Source organism: Pseudomonas sp. UBA6562 (assembly GCF_002434265.1).
GTDB lineage: Bacteria > Pseudomonadota > Gammaproteobacteria > Pseudomonadales > Pseudomonadaceae > Aquipseudomonas.
Genome location: NZ_DJJS01000005.1, coordinates 81,210 through 97,813, shown reverse-complemented (window position 1 = coordinate 97,813; position 16,604 = coordinate 81,210). Strand labels below are relative to the sequence as shown.

Annotated in this window: 17 protein-coding genes and 1 riboswitch; of the genes, 3 read left to right on the top strand and 14 right to left on the bottom strand. The window is 52.6% G+C overall.

Annotated elements, in window-relative coordinates; genetic code table 11:
- Positions 1-2 precede the first annotated feature (2 nt).
- Positions 3-401 (top strand): hypothetical protein, encoded by a 399-nt coding sequence (locus B4M43_RS07085; protein ID WP_296265540.1) that lies wholly within the window; start codon positions 3-5, stop codon positions 399-401.
- A gap of 512 nt (positions 402-913) precedes the next feature.
- Here B4M43_RS07085 and B4M43_RS07080 read toward each other — a convergent pair.
- From B4M43_RS07080 to B4M43_RS07070, 3 genes are all read right to left on the bottom strand, one after another.
- Positions 914-1,615: a DarT1-associated NADAR antitoxin family protein gene (locus tag B4M43_RS07080; RefSeq protein WP_296265539.1), complete on the bottom strand. Its 702-nt coding sequence runs from the start codon at positions 1,613-1,615 to the stop codon at positions 914-916.
- Positions 1,608-2,231 carry a DarT ssDNA thymidine ADP-ribosyltransferase family protein gene (locus B4M43_RS07075; protein WP_296265538.1) on the bottom strand — a complete coding sequence of 208 codons (624 nt, stop codon included), beginning with the start codon at positions 2,229-2,231 and terminating at the stop codon, positions 1,608-1,610. Before B4M43_RS07075 ends, B4M43_RS07080 begins: the two co-directional genes overlap by 8 nt.
- A gap of 365 nt (positions 2,232-2,596) precedes the next feature.
- Positions 2,597-4,882 carry an AAA family ATPase gene (locus B4M43_RS07070; RefSeq protein ID WP_296265537.1) on the bottom strand — a complete coding sequence of 762 codons (2,286 nt, stop codon included), beginning with the start codon at positions 4,880-4,882 and terminating at the stop codon, positions 2,597-2,599.
- A 362-nt stretch (positions 4,883-5,244) separates the two neighbouring features.
- On the opposite strand from B4M43_RS07070, the gene B4M43_RS07065 reads away from it, so the two are divergent.
- Positions 5,245-6,207, top strand: a complete 963-nt coding sequence (locus B4M43_RS07065; protein ID WP_003425065.1) for a tyrosine-type recombinase/integrase — start codon at positions 5,245-5,247, stop codon at positions 6,205-6,207.
- Between the two features lie 714 nt (positions 6,208-6,921).
- Here the strand turns inward: B4M43_RS07065 and B4M43_RS07060 are convergent.
- The 3 genes from B4M43_RS07060 to B4M43_RS07050 all read right to left on the bottom strand — a co-directional run bounded on the left by B4M43_RS07060 (position 6,922) and on the right by B4M43_RS07050 (position 9,678).
- Positions 6,922-7,302, bottom strand: coding sequence for a hypothetical protein (locus B4M43_RS07060; protein WP_003317528.1), 381 nt, complete (start codon positions 7,300-7,302; stop codon positions 6,922-6,924).
- Between the two features lie 329 nt (positions 7,303-7,631).
- Positions 7,632-8,624 carry a beta-propeller fold lactonase family protein gene (locus tag B4M43_RS07055; RefSeq protein ID WP_003317529.1) on the bottom strand — a complete coding sequence of 331 codons (993 nt, stop codon included), beginning with the start codon at positions 8,622-8,624 and terminating at the stop codon, positions 7,632-7,634.
- A 157-nt stretch (positions 8,625-8,781) separates the two neighbouring features.
- Complete coding sequence (locus B4M43_RS07050; protein WP_003317531.1) at positions 8,782-9,678, bottom strand: LysR family transcriptional regulator; 897 nt, start codon at positions 9,676-9,678, stop codon at positions 8,782-8,784.
- Positions 9,679-9,795: 117 nt separating this feature from the next.
- On the opposite strand from B4M43_RS07050, the gene B4M43_RS07045 reads away from it, so the two are divergent.
- A complete protein-coding gene (locus B4M43_RS07045) occupies positions 9,796-10,965 on the top strand; it encodes a TDT family transporter (RefSeq protein WP_010428856.1) in 1,170 nt (389 codons plus the stop codon).
- A gap of 8 nt (positions 10,966-10,973) precedes the next feature.
- On the opposite strand, the gene B4M43_RS07040 is transcribed toward B4M43_RS07045, so the two are convergent.
- The 8 genes from B4M43_RS07040 to B4M43_RS07005 all read right to left on the bottom strand — a co-directional run bounded on the left by B4M43_RS07040 (position 10,974) and on the right by B4M43_RS07005 (position 16,451).
- Positions 10,974-11,576: a uracil-DNA glycosylase gene (locus B4M43_RS07040; protein ID WP_003317532.1), complete on the bottom strand. Its 603-nt coding sequence runs from the start codon at positions 11,574-11,576 to the stop codon at positions 10,974-10,976.
- A complete protein-coding gene (ppa, locus tag B4M43_RS07035; protein ID WP_003317533.1) occupies positions 11,576-12,121 on the bottom strand; it encodes an inorganic diphosphatase in 546 nt (181 codons plus the stop codon). Before ppa ends, B4M43_RS07040 begins: the two co-directional genes overlap by 1 nt.
- Positions 12,122-12,236: 115 nt before the next feature.
- Positions 12,237-13,520, bottom strand: a complete 1,284-nt coding sequence (gene eno, locus B4M43_RS07030) for a phosphopyruvate hydratase (protein WP_003317534.1) — start codon at positions 13,518-13,520, stop codon at positions 12,237-12,239.
- Between the two features lie 73 nt (positions 13,521-13,593).
- On the bottom strand, positions 13,594-13,935 hold the full coding sequence (locus B4M43_RS07025) for a hypothetical protein (RefSeq protein WP_003317535.1): 342 nt from the start codon (positions 13,933-13,935) through the stop codon (positions 13,594-13,596).
- Between the two features lie 94 nt (positions 13,936-14,029).
- Positions 14,030-14,296, bottom strand: a complete 267-nt coding sequence (locus tag B4M43_RS07020) for a hypothetical protein (RefSeq protein WP_003317536.1) — start codon at positions 14,294-14,296, stop codon at positions 14,030-14,032.
- A gap of 42 nt (positions 14,297-14,338) precedes the next feature.
- Positions 14,339-14,662, bottom strand: a complete 324-nt coding sequence (locus tag B4M43_RS07015; protein ID WP_003425060.1) for a DUF190 domain-containing protein — start codon at positions 14,660-14,662, stop codon at positions 14,339-14,341.
- Between the two features lie 80 nt (positions 14,663-14,742).
- A complete protein-coding gene (locus tag B4M43_RS07010) occupies positions 14,743-15,108 on the bottom strand; it encodes a hypothetical protein (RefSeq protein WP_003317538.1) in 366 nt (121 codons plus the stop codon).
- Positions 15,105-16,451 (bottom strand): voltage-gated chloride channel family protein, encoded by a 1,347-nt coding sequence (locus tag B4M43_RS07005; RefSeq protein ID WP_011267047.1) that lies wholly within the window; start codon positions 16,449-16,451, stop codon positions 15,105-15,107. The genes B4M43_RS07010 and B4M43_RS07005 overlap by 4 nt, the downstream gene beginning before the upstream one ends.
- A gap of 80 nt (positions 16,452-16,531) precedes the next feature.
- A riboswitch (Fluoride riboswitch) is annotated at positions 16,532-16,604 on the bottom strand.

Below are 16,604 nucleotides of genomic sequence, written 5' to 3'. Positions count from 1 at the left end.
CGATGGGGCATTTAACGCCAAAGGATGAGAAACGCATCATTAAGCTAATTGAGGAATGGTCAGAGCCGAAGCTGACTTGGCCCTTGCTCGTTGAGGCATGCAAAGAAAAACTGGGTATCAGTCGTGCTCGCCAGTCCCTGATGAATCTACCTGCCGTGGATTTAGCGATGAAGAATTGCAAGGCGGCATTGAAGGCTAAGAAGCTGAAACCGGGCTGGATTAGCGATATTCAGGCAGCCAACGAGCACATTGAGAAACTGACGACGACCAATCAGAAGCTGTTAGCTGCTGTTCGAGATATGCATAGCCGGTTTGTGATCTGGCAAGCGAATGCGGATATGCACGGGCTATCTCAATCGATGTTGGAGCAGCCGGTTTCACAGCTTCAGAGGAAGACATGATTGCGCAATGAGGGTAATTGACCAGCCGTTCATATTCCAGGTGTCCAAGAGTTGACCACTTCACATGTGCAGCTTGGTCAACGACCTCGTAATATTGACCGGCAGTTCACGACCCGAAGCGGTCGTTCACAGGGTCGTGACCCGATAACCGCACTGGATTCGATAGGCGTGGGCACCTTTTTCTAGCGCCTACCTCCACCTGCCGCTTAGCACTACGCTGCCGCGAGCAGCCTTGTTCCTCCGGGAAAAAGTGCAAACAATTTGATCTCATTTAAAGACGCCGGCAGACAAGGCAACTGCTGATATCGAGTAGAGAAGTGCTATTCCACTAGCCTCGTCAAAATAGTTTTGATTGCGCAGGATTGGAAGTAGCGCTATTCGTTAAAATTATGTTCTTCGCAGTTGCGGCAAGCCTTTTCTCGCCAAGTCACATTAGGATGATGCTAGGAGAGTTGTTATGCAGGTCGGCATACGAGTTGGTGATTATCGTAAGCCTATAACCGCCGACCCGATCATAAGAGGTTGGGGCTTCTAGAATAGCTATCGTATGCTCCATCGACCTTATGGCTTGTGATAATCGTCATGTAGGCTTCATTACTAGATAGCGCCTCAAGAAGCAAATCTCGCCTAGCTAACGATACGTAGAGGGCCGCAGAGTATGCTTGGCAATTTATCGAACGCTCATGATTGAACTCGATGTCAGTAAAGCACTCATAACGAAGTAGCCTTTCTGCCAACGCTTGGTTTCTATGCAGCGCGTTGATGTAGAGCCAGTCGTAAAACAAAGTCTTAGGCTCCAGCGGCCAAAAGTCCTTATAAAACCTAAACTCTTTAAGGCGACCGCTGGTTTTGAGCCGCTCGTCCTTTTTTGCTTCTCTTGATGTTGTTTCAAGAAGGTCTACATAAGGCCCGCCGCCAATGAAAACTTTACTCGCTTGGAATGCACATTCGACGCTGAATCTTCGATTATATTTTTTTGTTTCAATCATTAAGTTGAAGGCGCTTGCATCAACGCCTTCAGGTTTGAGGGATTTCGAGGAGATTTCAAGGATCTCTTGGATGTTAAGCGATGATTGAATGTTCTCATGCAACGAAACTACACTTTTTTGCTTCTGCGAGGCGGCAAAGCCTGGGAACCATTCGAAGTTGACAAATTTAGTTTCAACTAGGAATTCCAAGCTTTCGCTAGGGATGAATGCCGGTCTCTCAGCCATTATCTGCGTCTTTTCTCTGGTAAAAAAGGTCTGGATCAAACTGCCATATAAATTTATTAAATTTATTGGATAGCGCTTCTAATCCCTTAAAATCATTAAGCTTATTTTGATAATGAAAATTTACGTTAACAATATGATGCGGAAGGATTGTACCAGAAACGAGTACTTCTGCCTGCACATCTGTTGTTTCATGCACCAGTCGCCCTGCTTGACGCCGAGCTTCATCGTTACCAAAAAGCCTTTCGAGAGCGTCCGCCCCCTTGAGCTGCGCGTCAGGTGCATTTCTGATGGTAGTGGTAGCGGCATTTGTTACTACGAATAAGCAATCATGCTCCCAGAGAATGCTAGGGTTAAGCCGGAGTACCGCCCAATCGTCCTTGGGGAACTCTTGCATTTTCTGGTACAGCATTTTGCAATTCGGAAAGCTGATGCTTAGGCAGCTCCTCGACTCCCGGTTATCAAGCCGTACCTCATCGTTAAATGTGAATACTGCGCCGCTGTTCTGAAGAACAGAACGTGCAATGATTCCATTGGTTAAGATGCCGGGGAGGTTTGAGGCTCGGGTAAAGTGATAAAGGTGCTTAATGATGCGTCGGGCAGCGACAGTTCTTGGCATGACTTCATCCCCTGGTTGTCTTGCGGCTCTGGTTCCATACCGTCCCGCCCTGTCTCACAGCTTGCCGGACTTTTGTCGCCTGAGACTATCCTGATGCCCATCGGGAACTGGCTTTTAGCCATCTTAAGAGGCTCAAGTGAGGCAAGCAACTGGAAAAAAATAAAATCTTTAACCATATGATTCAGTAGATAAGTTAGAACCGTGTCTAGCTCTAGCTCTAGCTCTAGCTCTGGCTGCTCCAGCGACTGATACCCGATGCGACTCAACCGTTTCGGGACTGACTTCTTTTGGCTGATTTCTGCCGGTTACGACAGTCAGAAATCCGCCACCAGAGGCCATCAGGTGGCGACAACCCGAAAAACGCTTCATACCGCTCCGCGATAAACCAGAGTCAGCGCCCGCTGGCTATAGGTGAGAAGTTCGGATGTGGTTACTGGAAGAGTGTCGCAGACACCAGGGTTAGTATCATGGTGAAATTGCCCCGCATAGCTATTGATGTCTCTCAATTCCTCTACAAGCGGAGCTGCATAGGTCAAGGGATCTGACTGTGAAACCGCCCCGATGTGAGAAAGAATCCCACCAAACATCAAGTCCTTGGGCACCAAACCGGGGAATCTTCTGTGCAAGTATCCTTCCAGGAAAGGGCGGATCGCTTTGGCCACCATTCTGCTGTCGTGCACAACGCCAGCGCAAAACTCCACCAACAGCCTGTGATGTCTAAAGAACGGGGACTCGCATTCCTGCTCCACGTTGAATTTCGCTAGCTGGCTGTATCCATCCGCTGCATGCTGTAGTTGGAATACTTCCAATGCAGGTGAGCCTTTTATAGTGAGAGTCTCCCTGAGGTCTCGCACGAAGAATGGATCATGTGCCATTATGATAAGCTGCTCGGCACGGGTGCTTATGATTCGGAGTATCTCTTTTGTCTGGGACTTACGGTTGGCATCCAGGCTGCACATAGGATCATCGATCACCACAATCCTTTTCCCTAGTTCAGGCGCCGAATTGACCGTTGCGATGAAAAAAGCAAAAGCCAAGGTGCGCTTATCCCCTTCGCTCAAGGCTGTAGCAAATTTCGGCGTACCGTCTAGCGTGATTGACCTGCCACGAAGGGAAATTCCGTACTCACTTCGCAATCCGCCCCGAAAATTGGCATCCATCTTTTCGATACTGAAGGAAGCTCCAAACCTGCTAAGAATTTTGTTGATTGTGGTCTGAAAGGTGGCCAACGTTGAAGCCATTTGATCATTGAGGGTCGAGCGAGCCGCCTTCTTATTGGCATCAGCTGTCTGCGATTTTTTCTTGGCTTCAATGAGCGCCGTTAGTAGTTCGGCGACTTGCGACTTACCCCTCGAAACACTTAGTTCTAGGTTTATTATTTGTTGATTCATCACGCCAATGTTTTCAGATGTCAGGCCTCCCCGATACTCGACAATGGCTTTACGCGCTTGCAAAATCTGAGTATTCGCATCTCGAACGTGCTCAAGCACGCCATTCCATTGATGCTGAACGCTCTCTCTTTCTATGGCACTTCCGATGGATTCCAGTGGCTTGTTTAGCTTTAAACTAACCAAGCTGGTTAAAGTCGCTCGAAGAGCTTCAATACCTGCCCTAGCCTGTTCGCTGGAAAACACTGGCGTGTCTACTTGAACCTCGGCTGCCCACAGGGCGATAGCAGCACAGGCGTTTGCTATTCCGGTCGCCACTTTTTCGATCACAGCTTCTGCAGTTCTCGCCTGTACTCCCCGCTCAAGCACGGAAACACTCGTTTTGAGTCGTTGGTATTCTTGGTTGAAGTGAGTCCGGTAGGCTCGCACCAACTCGACACCGGTAGTTGACTGATTGCAATAGGGGCAGGTCGATCCGTCATCGAACGATTGGCCCTCACTGATCCATCGCTCTATTGCGGGCTTGTGCTTATGCGCAATGTAGTCGGTTACCTTCTGCTCAGCGTTCTCCTCCACATCTTCTAATGAAAGATTAAGAATTTGGAACAAGGCGTCGAGATCGAAAGAAGGCTCTTGGACCTCCTCGGGTAGCGCCCTTTTCAGCACCATATCAATGCTTTGAGCGATATGGAGACGCTTCCTAAGGGTATCCAGCTGTGGCTGCGCCGCCTGTTCGGTCAACGGCGCCAGCTTTTGAAACAGCGGAAGCGCTAAACCCTGATGGTAACCCGCGAGTTGAGCAGTTACCCGACCAACCTCTGCTGTAGCTTCAGATGATTCTTTGGTGGCCTTTTCCTCGTTCACCCTTGCCTTTACCGCGGATGCCCCCAGAGCAAACTGTAGAAGGTTTTTCCGTTGCCCTGGTGAAACCACGCCACCAGAGTGGACATTTTTTTCAATGAATTCAGCGTCAAACACAAGCAGCTCAGGACGTGCTTCTGACCATTTCCCTTTTGCCAGCGTGACTTTATGGCCGCTCCCAAAGGCCAAGCTCACATCTGGAGGGATAGTCCCATCAACCGTTTTTCTGTCTATTAGCGCTGACGAGTCCCCTTCGGCGACTGATCGCAGAACGCTCGCCAGAGTAGACTTACCTCGGCCATTGTCAGCGTAGACCAGCTGAGTTTTGGAGAACTTCAGTGCTCTGCCATCCACATCGTGGAGCAGGCCGATACCGCGAATCCATTCAATCCTTTCGAGCACGGTTGCTTCCTTCCACTGAGACTCAGAAACGGAGAGGACAGTGTAATCCCGGATAAGCGGGCCTATGAAGAGGTGCTGTACTTAATCGACGCATACTTGGGCTAATTTGCCGAGCCATGCTGAGGGGGGAGGCATCGAGTGGCTGCTTTGGGCCGATTGCTGCCGGTCGTGACGGGCGCCAATCGACCATAGCAGGGAAAAATAGCCAGGAGAGCATGGGTAGCAGTCCATCACTGGCGATAAAATAGGTTATCACCACTTATTGCCGTTTATCGGTTTTAGCAACGGCGGACTGATATAGCGATGATTTTGTGACCGAAAGCTTTGAGAGCGATTGCAGGATAGCCAATGATGAGAACGATATGCAGGAACTGACGAAAAACCATACGAATGATCAGCGTCGGCTCACGGCGGTCGAATTTCAGACGCTGGCCAAGGTTCCAGCCGCGGTCGAGTGGTTTGCCAACCTGGACAACCCTCGAACACGACGTGCTTACCAAAACGACCTGGAAGACTTCTGTAGTTTTATCGGCTTGGCTTCGGCCGATGAATTTCGGGTCGTGACCCGATCGCATGTTTTAGCCTGGCGAGCCCACCTCGAGCATCGCGGTTTGGCCGGAGCCACGATCCGGCGCAAATTGGCCGCGCTGGCCAGCCTCTTTGATCACCTCCTGGAGAACAATGCGATCGCCGGCGGCAATCCAGTGCATGGGGTAAAACGTCCCAGGATAGAAAGCAATGAAGGCAAGACGCCGGCGTTGGGTGACCACCAGGCGAAGGCGCTGCTCGAGGCGCCGGATGAAACAACACTTAAAGGGCAGCGCGACCGGGCGCTATTGGCTGTTCTTCTCTATCACGGACTGCGCCGTGAAGAAGCGGCGCTGCTGCAGGTGAGCGACATTCAGGAGCGCCGCGGTATTCAGCATCTGAAGGTTCACGGCAAGGGCGGCAAGGTGCGATACCTCCCGTTGCACCCGATCGCAGCCGGGCGTATTCATCAGTACCTGGAAAACTCAGAGCATCATCTGGCCGAACGGAAGGTGCCACTGTTCATGCCGCTGCGAGGTAAATTGACCGGCGCCGGTATCACGGCAAACGGCATCTATGCCGTCGTCACGGCCTACGCGAAAAAGGCCGGGATTGAGGTCGACGGCCTTGGGGTTCATGGACTCCGAGCAACGGCAGCCACCAACGCCTTGGAGCATGAAGCCGATATCGCCAAGGTCCAGGCCTGGCTGGGTCATGCCAACATCAGCACGACCAAGATCTACGATCGGCGGGAGAACCGGCCGGAGGATTCACCCACCTATAAAGTGAAGTATTAATTGAAGTGATCGAGGCCTAAGCGGCAGCTCACCCACGCGCACTGCCAAGGATGTGGTGCAACGCTGCCCATGGATGATGACCTTCCACATCGCTGGCTGGACAGGTGTCGGCATGTAGAAAGGGGCTTTCGCAGTCTTCCAGCGCTTGGCTTTCCATGCAGCCAGTGCATACAGCACGTCCGGCAACGATCGACCATCGACCGTTCCGTTCCTCAACACCTCGTTCAGTCTCCACTGTTTCGACTCCTCAGCGTACGTTTGTTAGATGCTGAAGGTAGCGCTGTGCGGGCCGATTTGATACGCCCAAAACCATACCCTTGTTTGAGTTGTAAGCCATGCGCACCAACCAACAAAGCGACGCCTGTTGGTCGGCTTATTAACGGCAGCTTTCGGCCATAAGCAGACCTTCGCCCGCATATTTACGATGCCCTACCGTTCTAATTGGCGTTGCCTCAGAATATCGGTCCACTAGCGGCTGGATGGAACCACCATGCGCATCGTCACAGACTCCCGGCCAAACGAAATCCTCAGGCTGGCGTTACGGGAATACGTCCAAGGTGTACCGTACCTCGGCCCCATTTTTCGTTGAAATGATCCATCAAAGATTTATGAGGCGCGGCGGCTGTATGTTGGCGAAAATATCAGGTGTGTATTCTTCTGGTTTGCGCCACTGACAAAGCCAGTGGCGTAAGCCAGCCTATTAATTATTTGACGTTACGGCTTGGCAACGTGCCAGACTTGGTTGACGCCGTCACCGGTTGTATCCCCTGGCTTGGTATCTTTGACCCAGCTGTAAAGTGGCATGCCTTTGTATGCCCATTGTTTTGTGCCATCGTCTCGAGTGATGACAGAGTAATCATGACCCGCTTTCGCGTCTGCGGATACCGGTAGAGGTGGCCAGTTTGAAGCGCATGGCCCATTGCAGACCGACTTGCCCGAGGTGTCCTTACCGAAGGTATAAAGAGTCATACCTTTTGCGTCTACGAGTACTTTTCCCTTGTCCGTTTCAGCAAGCTTGACTGGCGCATCGGCGAGCGCCAAACCCGACATGCAGCTGGCGGCAACAGCGACGGTGAGAATCATCTTTTTGAACATATGTATTTCCTTTGGTCATTTTTAATTTTTAGAAGACCCACCTGCCTCTGAAACGGCAAGCGATCAGACAATAGACGAGCCACAAACAGGTTAATTCGACTCCATAGAAAAAACTTCCCGATATCATTTTTTGCTGGAATGCTGGGCTCTCCCCCCCCCCGGACCCTGTGCCTTCCTCAATTGAGCAAAGCGACGCTCACGGTCAAGCATCATTGGCTCATCTCAATGAGCGACGGCGATCCATCATCCAGGACTCATCATTTTCACTCATTATTATTCACTTGGTCGTGGAGTATCAGCAGGCCCCCATGAAGGCCTGCGCTGTTCAATCAGTCGGCCTTGAGCGTCGACACCACCTTGTTGCTGGCGAGATCGACTGTGGAGATACTCAAGTCCTCATTGAGGACATACGCCTTCGACTTGTCTTTGGTGAAGACAATGGCCTGGCGGGGTGCCTTCAAACCGGTCACAGTGGTGGTCACTTTCAGCGTTTTGGTGTCGATCACTGAAAGGCTGTTGTCACCGAGGTTACCCGAGTAGACGTGCAGCCCGTCTGGAGTGAGGGCTGCGCCGTAGGGGTCTTTGCCAACAATGACGGTGGTTGTGATGGCGCGTTTTTGAGTGTCGACAACTGCGATGCTGTTACTGCCGCTGTTAGCCGCGTACAGCGTATTGCCGTCCGCCGATATGGAGATGGCGCGCAACTTGTTGAAGCCAGTGATCTCACCTTCAATCGTATTGGTCTTGCTGTCGACCAAGGTAATTTTGTCCCCAAGAAAGTTGGTGACATAGACGGTTTTGCCGTCAGGACTTACTCGGATGCCCTGGCGCGGTTGGGAGAAGCCAGGTACCACAGCTACTGGCCGCTGGTGATCAAGGTCAATGACCGACAGCGTGCTGGCCGCTTCATTGTTGACGTAGAGCAGGCTTCCGTCCTTGCTGAGTGTGGTACCAAAAGCACCTGCGCCCAACGGAATATCTGCGATCACTTTTAAAGTCTTGGTGTCAATCTTGCGCACGACCCCCAAACTGCTGTCGGAGAGGTAGAACACATCGCCAGTTGGCGAAAACACAATATTTCGCGGCGTGACGTAGCCGGTGAGAACCTGGCGAACCTTACCGGTTTTCAAATCATAAACCACTACATCTGGACGCTGACTGTAAGAGACCACCGCCGTCGTTTCATCAGGGCTGACGGCCAGCGAGTTGTTGTGAATATCGCCGTCAAACGTCCAGCGATCTTGCGCGGCCCACGCGCTCATCGATGCGGCCAACGCAACACCCAACGTCAGGGCTGTGACGGTTTTCTTTATCACATTCATCAGAATTTCCTCATAGGGTAAGCAAGGCACCCAGTCGCGCCTTGGCATATACAACTCGTTCATCGCTGCAGGGCAATGAGTTGACTTTATGCGTCGTTGATAAATTCCGGAAACAACTTGTTTTGGTAGCTCTTACCTGTTTTATAAATAGGTCTAGCTACTCCTGGCTCACGAATTGACTGCATTTTTCCCAGAATCGCTCAAGCCCAGGCGAGATGTATTTGTCCCGGTGACGGATCAGAAAAAAACGTCGGGTCAGTGCAGGCAACGCGTGCGGCAGTTCAACCAAGACTTCAGAGGCCAGTAGATCCCGAACGACCCAGCGGGACAGGCAACTGATGCCGATGCCTTGTGCGAGGGTATGCTTGATGGCCTCTGAACTGCCGATCTGGCGCGTTTCGGCGAGATCGTGCAAATGACGCAGCAGCAATTGTTCGACTTCTTCACGGGTACCAGAACCTGGCTCGCGCAGTAGCCATTCAGCGGTACGAAGATCATCAAGTGTGACCTGCTGCTTTAGTGCCAAGGGGTGCCGTTGGCCTGCGGCAATAAGCAACTCATCAATTAGCCAAGGCTCGGCACTGAGTTCGGGCAGGTGGCAAGGCCCCTCGATCAGGCCCATATCAATCTCGAAATCAGCGACTCTTCTTGCGATAGCCATGCTGTTGGCCATGTCGACATCGACCCTCAAATGTGGTGTTGATTGACGTAGCTCACCGAGAATCAATGGCAGAACATAATTGCCTATCGTGGTACTGCATCCTACCCGCAAGCGTGTCTTCAGCCCGGCATGGCCGGGTAAGAAACTGGCCTCTATCTGTTGTGCATTCTCAAGCATCCTTCTGGCTTGAGGCAGTAAGGCATGGCCGTTATCGTTCAGCACTAAACGCTTGCCTACACGGTCGAACAGCCTGGTATCCAAGGCGCTTTCCAACTCGTTCAGTGCGGCGCTGGTTGCAGATTGGGACAGTGACACCGAAATGGCGGCGCTGGTGGTGCTACCGTGCTGCGCGACGGCGCAGAAAATTTGTAGCTGGCGTAGGCTTAGCTTCATGTAATCTACCTTCTTTATAGGTCATATAAACCTATACTATCCGTTTTTACCGCTATTCCCATCAAGCTATACTTCAACCATGTCATATCGAAGGCACACTGAAGCGGGAGCGCGAAAATGAGTGAGACACGACTCGCAGCTATAATGGGCGGCAGCCATCCACTGGCGGCTTTGTCCAATCCACGAGAAGCGATCCGGCAGTTCACACCCAACTGGTTCGCCGCCACGATGGGCACCGGGATTCTGGCGCTGGCTCTGGGCCAACTGCCCTTTGTTGCGCAGTGGCCCAAAGCGTTAGGGGAAGCCTTGTGGTTTTTTAATATCGTGCTGTTTTGCCTGTTTACGCTGATGTACGCGAGCCGTTGGGTATTGTTCTTCGATGAGGCCAAACAGATCTTCGGCCACTCCACTGTATCGATGTTTTTTGGAACTATCCCCATGGGATTGGCGACCATCATCAACGGTTTTCTCCTTTATGGTTTGCCACGCTGGGGGGGTGGGGTAGTCGCTTTAGCCGAAGTGTTGTGGTGGATCGATGTCACCATGGCATTGGCCTGCGGGGTGCTGATCCCGTATATGATGTTTACTCGCCAGCAGCACAGCATTGATCAGATGACAGCGGTATGGCTGCTGCCAGTAGTTGCGGCTGAGGTGGCTGCCGCCAGTGGCGGTCTATTGGCTCCGCACCTCGCTGATGCGAGCGCACAGTTCACCATGCTCATCACCAGCTACGTGCTGTGGGCCTACTCGGTGCCCGTCGCCTTGAGCATACTGGTGATCCTGTTACTGCGCATGGCTCTGCACAAACTACCTCATGAAAGCATGGCAGCATCGAGCTGGCTGTCTTTAGGGCCGATCGGTACCGGGGCTTTGGGGATGTTGCTGCTGGGCAACGATGCTCCAGCAATCTTTGCTGCCCATGGAATGGCAAGCATCGGCGGCGTAGCCGAGGGCATTGGCTTGATCGGTGGTGTGCTGTTCTGGGGGCTGGGATTGTGGTGGATGGTATTGGCGCTGCTAATTACCGGGCGCTACTTCAGGGAGGGCATTCCCTTCAACCTCGGCTGGTGGGGCTTCACCTTTCCGCTGGGAGTGTACGCCGTAACAACCCTCAAATTGGGCTCTATGCTGCACCTCACGTTCTTTAGCTTCTTTGGCGTGGTGCTGGTGTTGATGCTGACTGTCATGTGGATGATCGTCGCGGCTAAAACCCTGGCTGGTGCCTATCGCGGCAACTTGTTCGTCTCGCCGTGTATCCACTCGCTGAGCAAGGCGAGCAAAACCTGAGCCTTTGGCTACTTGATCGACTGTTTGGCGTGACGCAGTGTGGACAAAATGCGCTGCCTAACATTCGGGTGAGTGCAAACGGAAAGGGGGCTTGGGTGTGGCATTTCCAGCAATGAAAAATTAGGGAAGGCGAGCCGAACACGCGGTATGGCTTTCTGGGCAACACGTCCGGCAAACACGATAGTGACGAGATCAGGGAAAAGCGTCAGTAGCGTGATCAGCATCTCGATACCTTCCTCAATTTGCGCTCTGCGGAGCGGACCCTTGGGCTTATCGAGATCTGGTAACCAAGGGTACAAATTCCAAAGGACGGTTTTGTGACGTGCCAGTCCAACCTGCTCAATGAAACCTTTCAGGTTGCGTTGTGCAGGCCCCGGATTGTCTCTTGAGACATACCGTGGAAGACTGACCGTTCGAGCGGGCGATTCCAACAAGATCAATACCCTTGCGAAGACGCCGCCATCCAGTGGATCGAAATACGGTAATGTTCTTTCGCCCGTGGACTGGGCCATTACCCAGCGCGTCAATTCAGCAGTTTTCGGCAGCAGCAAAAAGTCTTCTCTTACCTTAAGAGAAATTTCCTGCTCTGCGCTTTTCTGATTGAGTAACACTACTTGGAAGCCTCCTTCTTCAGGTTATAGGCCGCTACCGATTTACGAATATCTTCCCGCGCTTCGTCTGCGCTCCCCCAGCGGCCCATTTTCACCCACTTACCCGGCTCTAACGCTTTGTAGTTTTCGAAGAAGTGCTGAATCTGTGCGAGGAGTAACGCAGGGAGGTCAGAGCATTCCTTTACATTGCTGTACATAGAGCTGAGTTTTTCATGAGGCACTGCGATTACCTTGGCATCCGCACCAGCTTCGTCCGTCATGTACATCACACCTACTGGGCGACTGCGGATGACAACGCCAGGTGATACCGGGTAAGGGCAAATCACGAGGACGTCCAAAGGATCGCCGTCATCGCTCAAGGTATTTGGAATGAACCCGTAGTTAGCCGGGTAGAACATCGGCGTGCTGAGGAAGCGATCAACGAAGATCTGTCCACTTGGCTTGTCCACCTCGTACTTGATCGGCGAGTGGTTTGCAGGAATCTCGATAACGGTGAAGAAGTCATCGGGGATCGCGTTACCAGCTGGAATATCCGTGTAGCTCATGCTCATATCTCCAAGCGTCTAGGAAAGGCCAATGCCACTGACGTTTTTGCCAACAGCTATACGTGGTTCGTTTTTTTACGGTAACCAGTCCAACAGGTTTACCGGCGATAGGCCGTCAGCGCACGAATGCATCATGTCCTGCATAAAACGCACGGCTGCCAAGATCCTCTTCTATTCGCAGAAACTGATTGTATTTCTCGACCCGCTCCCCCCGGCATGGAGCTCCTGTCTTGAGATGGCCAGTCCCCATCGCGACAGTCAGATCAGCGATGGAGCTGTCCACCGTCTCCCCGCTACGATGAGAAACCATCGCCCCCCAATTTGCCCCATAGGCCATTTCGATGGCGGCTTTGGTCTCAGTCAGCGTTCCGATTTGATTAGGTTTGATCAATACGGCATTGGCGACGTTTTCTGTGATGCCTCGCTGAATCCGTTCGACATTGGTGACAAATAGGTCATCTCCAACCAACTCGATCCGGTCACCCAGAGCTGCATTCAATAGCTTCCAGCCTGACCAATCGTCTTCCGCGAGTCCATCTTCCAGTACCGCAATCGGATACTTGTCGACCCAGGAGGAATAGAGATTAATCAGCTCTTGAGCATCGACCTTACGACCCTCAGAGCGCAGATGGTAAAGGCCGTTTTCATAGAAGCCGCTGGATGCTGGATCGATAGCGATCTCGATCTGAGATCCAGGGGTGTAACCAGCCCTCTCGATTGCCTTGATGATCAGCTCAATGGCGTCTGAGTTTTTCTTGAGTGCCGGCGCAAAGCCGCCCTCATCTCCGACCGCTGTTGAATAGCCGGCGTCCTTAAGCACCGCTTTCAGCTCGTGGTACACCTCGGAGCCCCATCGCAAGGCTTCCTTGAAACTGCCAGCCCCTGTAGGTGCAATCATGAATTCCTGAAAGTCAGGGCCTTGCCAGTTGGCGTGAACACCGCCATTGAGAATATTGAACATCGGGACGGGCATTCTTGCTGCTTGCTCGCCGCCCAGATATTGGAACAAGGGCAAGTTCAGCGCAGAAGCCGCCGCTCTGGCAACGGCGAGGCTCACGCCCAAGATCGCGTTTCCTCCAAGCCTGGATTTATCAGAGGTTCCATCCAGCTTAATCATCAAATGATCAATTTGTTCCTGGTCAATCGCATTCATGCCCCTCAGAGACTCAAGTATTTCGGTATTCACATTGCTAACGGCCTTTAACACTCCCTTGCCGGAGTACCGCTGTGTATCTTTGTCACGCAACTCAACTGCTTCGTGAGCGCCTGTAGAGGCACCGGACGGTACTGAAGCCCGGCCCATGGCGCCGCACTCCAAGGTGACGTCGACTTCAACGGTAGGGTTACCGCGTGAATCGAGAATTTCACGTGCATGAATGGCCTGGATTTGCGTTTTCATTGATCTTCTCCAAGTAACGATTCGGGAGCGTCATTAACCATTTGAATCCGTTGAGAGGCCTCTATGTCGGACGTCAGCTCTCCATGAGTATCCTGAACAGCTGCACTGCCGACACCGCAATTGCGGGAACCAAGAAGCCTCCAATAATTAGTTCAGGAATCTCTCCCACCAAGGGCATGAACTGCCCTCTTTTTGCCATCTGGAAAAGCTCCATCATTTGGTTTGAAGCAACCATTACAGAGCAGCAATACGCCGTCTGGGCTTGTAGCCTGACGCGCCTTTGATTTAGCAGATGAAAGGTCAGCAAGGACACTCCAACGCTTACGATGAAAAGCGCGGCGAACTCATAGACGGATCCTGTGAAAAACCTGCCCATCACAAGCCCGAATACGATGCTCAGCGTCACTGCGCTCATGTGGTCTCCCAATTCTCTAAAATGATTTTGATGAGCCGACGTCGGTGAGCTCCATTTCGCGATCTCATCTTTGGATTGCCAACCGCCATCGCGCTCAATGTTGCTGTGCTCTCAGCTCGTAGCCCGGTACGCAGGTCTGGGCTACGTCGGCCTTGCAGGACTTTTCACTGGGCATACGCATCGTGACTAATGCGCCTTCGAGCGGGGTGACGACGTACCACCCCTCGCTCGAAATCTTTTGATTGTCTGCGATGCCCGCCAGAAAAAGCGACCAAAAAACCAGTCCTACGAGGAGCTGCCTGTTGTCATGAGCCCAGTTAGCGGGGGCTGGCTGTGGACGTAGGTTATAAACTCGGTACATGGCGTTTATCCTTTTTATCGGTTGTCCAACAAGGTGCGTTTTTTAGTTTTTCGCCTGGCCCACTCGACCGTATTCGATGGGCAATTTGATATAGCTCAGTGAAAACGACTCCTTGGCCAATGCCTCCAGCAACCTGTCGCACCCAATTTCATCAGTGGATATAGTCACCGTGACGGGATGGTCGGCACCGCCGAGGAAATGCGCCGTATGCAAATGCCCCAAATGATCTAGCCCCTCTGTACCGCTCACCAACGTCGCACCCAACGCGCCCTCTCGCTTGGCGAACTCGACCAACCACTCTCCCAGTGGAAGGTGCTGGTAGTTGGTACTCTGTTCGGTGAAAAACGTCAGTTGAAAGCCGTTCATAGCTACATCCTCTAATGTCGCGAGTGACCGACGCTTCGGTCGGCCTTACCTCTTCATTTCCGAGCTGTTTTCAAACTGAATTACGACGCGTCAGTGAGCGGTAACTCACATAAGAGAAGAACTGCTCGCACCTTGCGTAACTCGTCAGCGTGGTCGCGCAGGTATGCGCGCAGCTTGTCCTCTGTATCTAGCAATTCCAGACACTGGGGATGACGCATATCGCCAAGCTCCGGGTGATGATGGGAGATGCGATGGCCTGGCAAATAACCTGCAGAAATCGTCTTGAGCATGACCTGCTCAATTCTTGCTTTTTGAGCAACTTTAAGGAGGTGCTGGGCTAGTGCAGGTGCGCTTAGGTGGTGCCAGAAGCTGGTCACGCGAGCCCGGCTAGCGCCAGGAAAATAGAGTTGCAAAGCTGTCAGGCGATCTTGGTGATGTTCAATCATTTCTCTTCCCCCGCAAGAGTCACTTTCCGCTCGCTGGCGGATTCACTTTGAGCATGAAATTGCTTGATATCAGAGAGCCGGATTTCCTCCGGAAGAGGACGGTGATGCTTGCTGTGGCCGACGCGCTGGGCGTGATAGATCCCGGTGTGTCCGGATACGAGGTAACTTGCGATACAGGCAATGGCTGCAAGCGGAGCAATTTCGGGCCCGAAGAGCTCCATGGCCATAACGATGGTTGCCAGTGGCGTATTAGCTGCACCGGCAAAGACGGCGACAAAGCCGATACCAGCCAGCATGCCGAAGGGAAGGTGCAAGAGGGGAGCCAGCGCATTCCCCAAGGTGGCACCGATGTAAAACAGCGGTGTGACTTCGCCGCCCTTGAATCCAGTCCCCAGGGAGACAACGGTGAACACCATCTTTCCAAGCCAGTCCCAAGGGGCCATTGGCATTTGAAAGGATTGGACGATGCTCGGAATGCCTAGCCCGATGTACTTATCAACGTCGATGTAATGGTTACTACCGAGCGCCCACACTGCGACTGCGATCAGCAGGCCGCCGGCGAAGGGTCTTAATGGTGAATAGGTGATAAGCCGCTTAACGAAGGCTCCGAGCTTGTGGGTCGCAGTCGCGAATAGCAGGCCGGTAAGGCCAAAGACAATCCCAGCTGCCACCACAGCCATGACGCTCCACAGCTGCACCGGAACCACTTCGCCAATGACGTAATGCGTGTGAACCACGCCCCAGGCTTGCCCCACCTGGTCAGCAACGATTGCCGCAACCACGCAAGGGAAAAGCGCGTCGTAACGCATACGTCCAATGGCCAATACTTCAAGTCCGAATAAAGCCCCGGCAAGAGGGGTGCCGAAGACGGACGCAAAGCCAGCACTGATACCGGCCATGAGAATCACCCGACGGTCTTCGCGGCGCAGACGGAAGACATGCGTCAGTTGATCGGCAAGGGCACCGCCCATTTGCACCGCCGTCCCCTCACGTCCCACAGATGCACCAAAAAGGTGGGAAACCACGGTTCCGATCAGCACCATCGGCACCATGCGCAAAGGCACGATCTTCTTAGGATCATGGATCTCATCGATGATCAGGTTGTTTCCGGCATCAACGGGTTTGCCTATCAAGTGATATGCAAGTCCCACAGCAAAGCCGGCCACTGGCAGGAGCCAGATTACCCAGGGATGGGTTTCTCGCCACTGGGTGGCATGATCCAAAGAAAGCAGGAATAACGCAGAAGCAGAGCCTGCCAAAAGAGCTACAAGACCAGCAAGCGCAAGCCATTTCGCTATATAGGGCAGTAAGTCGAGTTGTTCAGGTCGTCGAAATTTAGACATTTGGCCAGCCACAAAAAATAAGTGGGCCTGACCAAAGAAGGGATTCTAAGCGCGAACGCCTACAGACCTGGTTTGATCAGGTTTCTGTAGGCATCATCAGCTGCTACGGGCGCAGCGGTTTGTTAATGGAGGAATGCCATCTCCAATGCGCCG

Coding starts and splice junctions, on each gene's coding strand:
- B4M43_RS07080 (WP_296265539.1), bottom strand. CDS start 1,615: ATGGCTGAGAGACCGGCATTCATCCCTAGCGAAAGCTTGGAATTCCTA.
- B4M43_RS07045 (WP_010428856.1), top strand. CDS start 9,796: ATGAGTGAGACACGACTCGCAGCTATAATGGGCGGCAGCCATCCACTG.
- eno (WP_003317534.1), bottom strand. CDS start 13,520: ATGAAAACGCAAATCCAGGCCATTCATGCACGTGAAATTCTCGATTCA.
- ppa (WP_003317533.1), bottom strand. CDS start 12,121: ATGAGCTACACGGATATTCCAGCTGGTAACGCGATCCCCGATGACTTC.
- B4M43_RS07050 (WP_003317531.1), bottom strand. CDS start 9,678: ATGAAGCTAAGCCTACGCCAGCTACAAATTTTCTGCGCCGTCGCGCAG.
- B4M43_RS07085 (WP_296265540.1), top strand. CDS start 3: ATGGGGCATTTAACGCCAAAGGATGAGAAACGCATCATTAAGCTAATT.
- B4M43_RS07060 (WP_003317528.1), bottom strand. CDS start 7,302: ATGTTCAAAAAGATGATTCTCACCGTCGCTGTTGCCGCCAGCTGCATG.
- B4M43_RS07065 (WP_003425065.1), top strand. CDS start 5,245: ATGCAGGAACTGACGAAAAACCATACGAATGATCAGCGTCGGCTCACG.
- B4M43_RS07015 (WP_003425060.1), bottom strand. CDS start 14,662: ATGAACGGCTTTCAACTGACGTTTTTCACCGAACAGAGTACCAACTAC.
- B4M43_RS07055 (WP_003317529.1), bottom strand. CDS start 8,624: ATGAATGTGATAAAGAAAACCGTCACAGCCCTGACGTTGGGTGTTGCG.
- B4M43_RS07005 (WP_011267047.1), bottom strand. CDS start 16,451: ATGTCTAAATTTCGACGACCTGAACAACTCGACTTACTGCCCTATATA.
- B4M43_RS07075 (WP_296265538.1), bottom strand. CDS start 2,231: ATGCCAAGAACTGTCGCTGCCCGACGCATCATTAAGCACCTTTATCAC.
- B4M43_RS07025 (WP_003317535.1), bottom strand. CDS start 13,935: ATGAGCGCAGTGACGCTGAGCATCGTATTCGGGCTTGTGATGGGCAGG.
- B4M43_RS07020 (WP_003317536.1), bottom strand. CDS start 14,296: ATGTACCGAGTTTATAACCTACGTCCACAGCCAGCCCCCGCTAACTGG.
- B4M43_RS07010 (WP_003317538.1), bottom strand. CDS start 15,108: ATGATTGAACATCACCAAGATCGCCTGACAGCTTTGCAACTCTATTTT.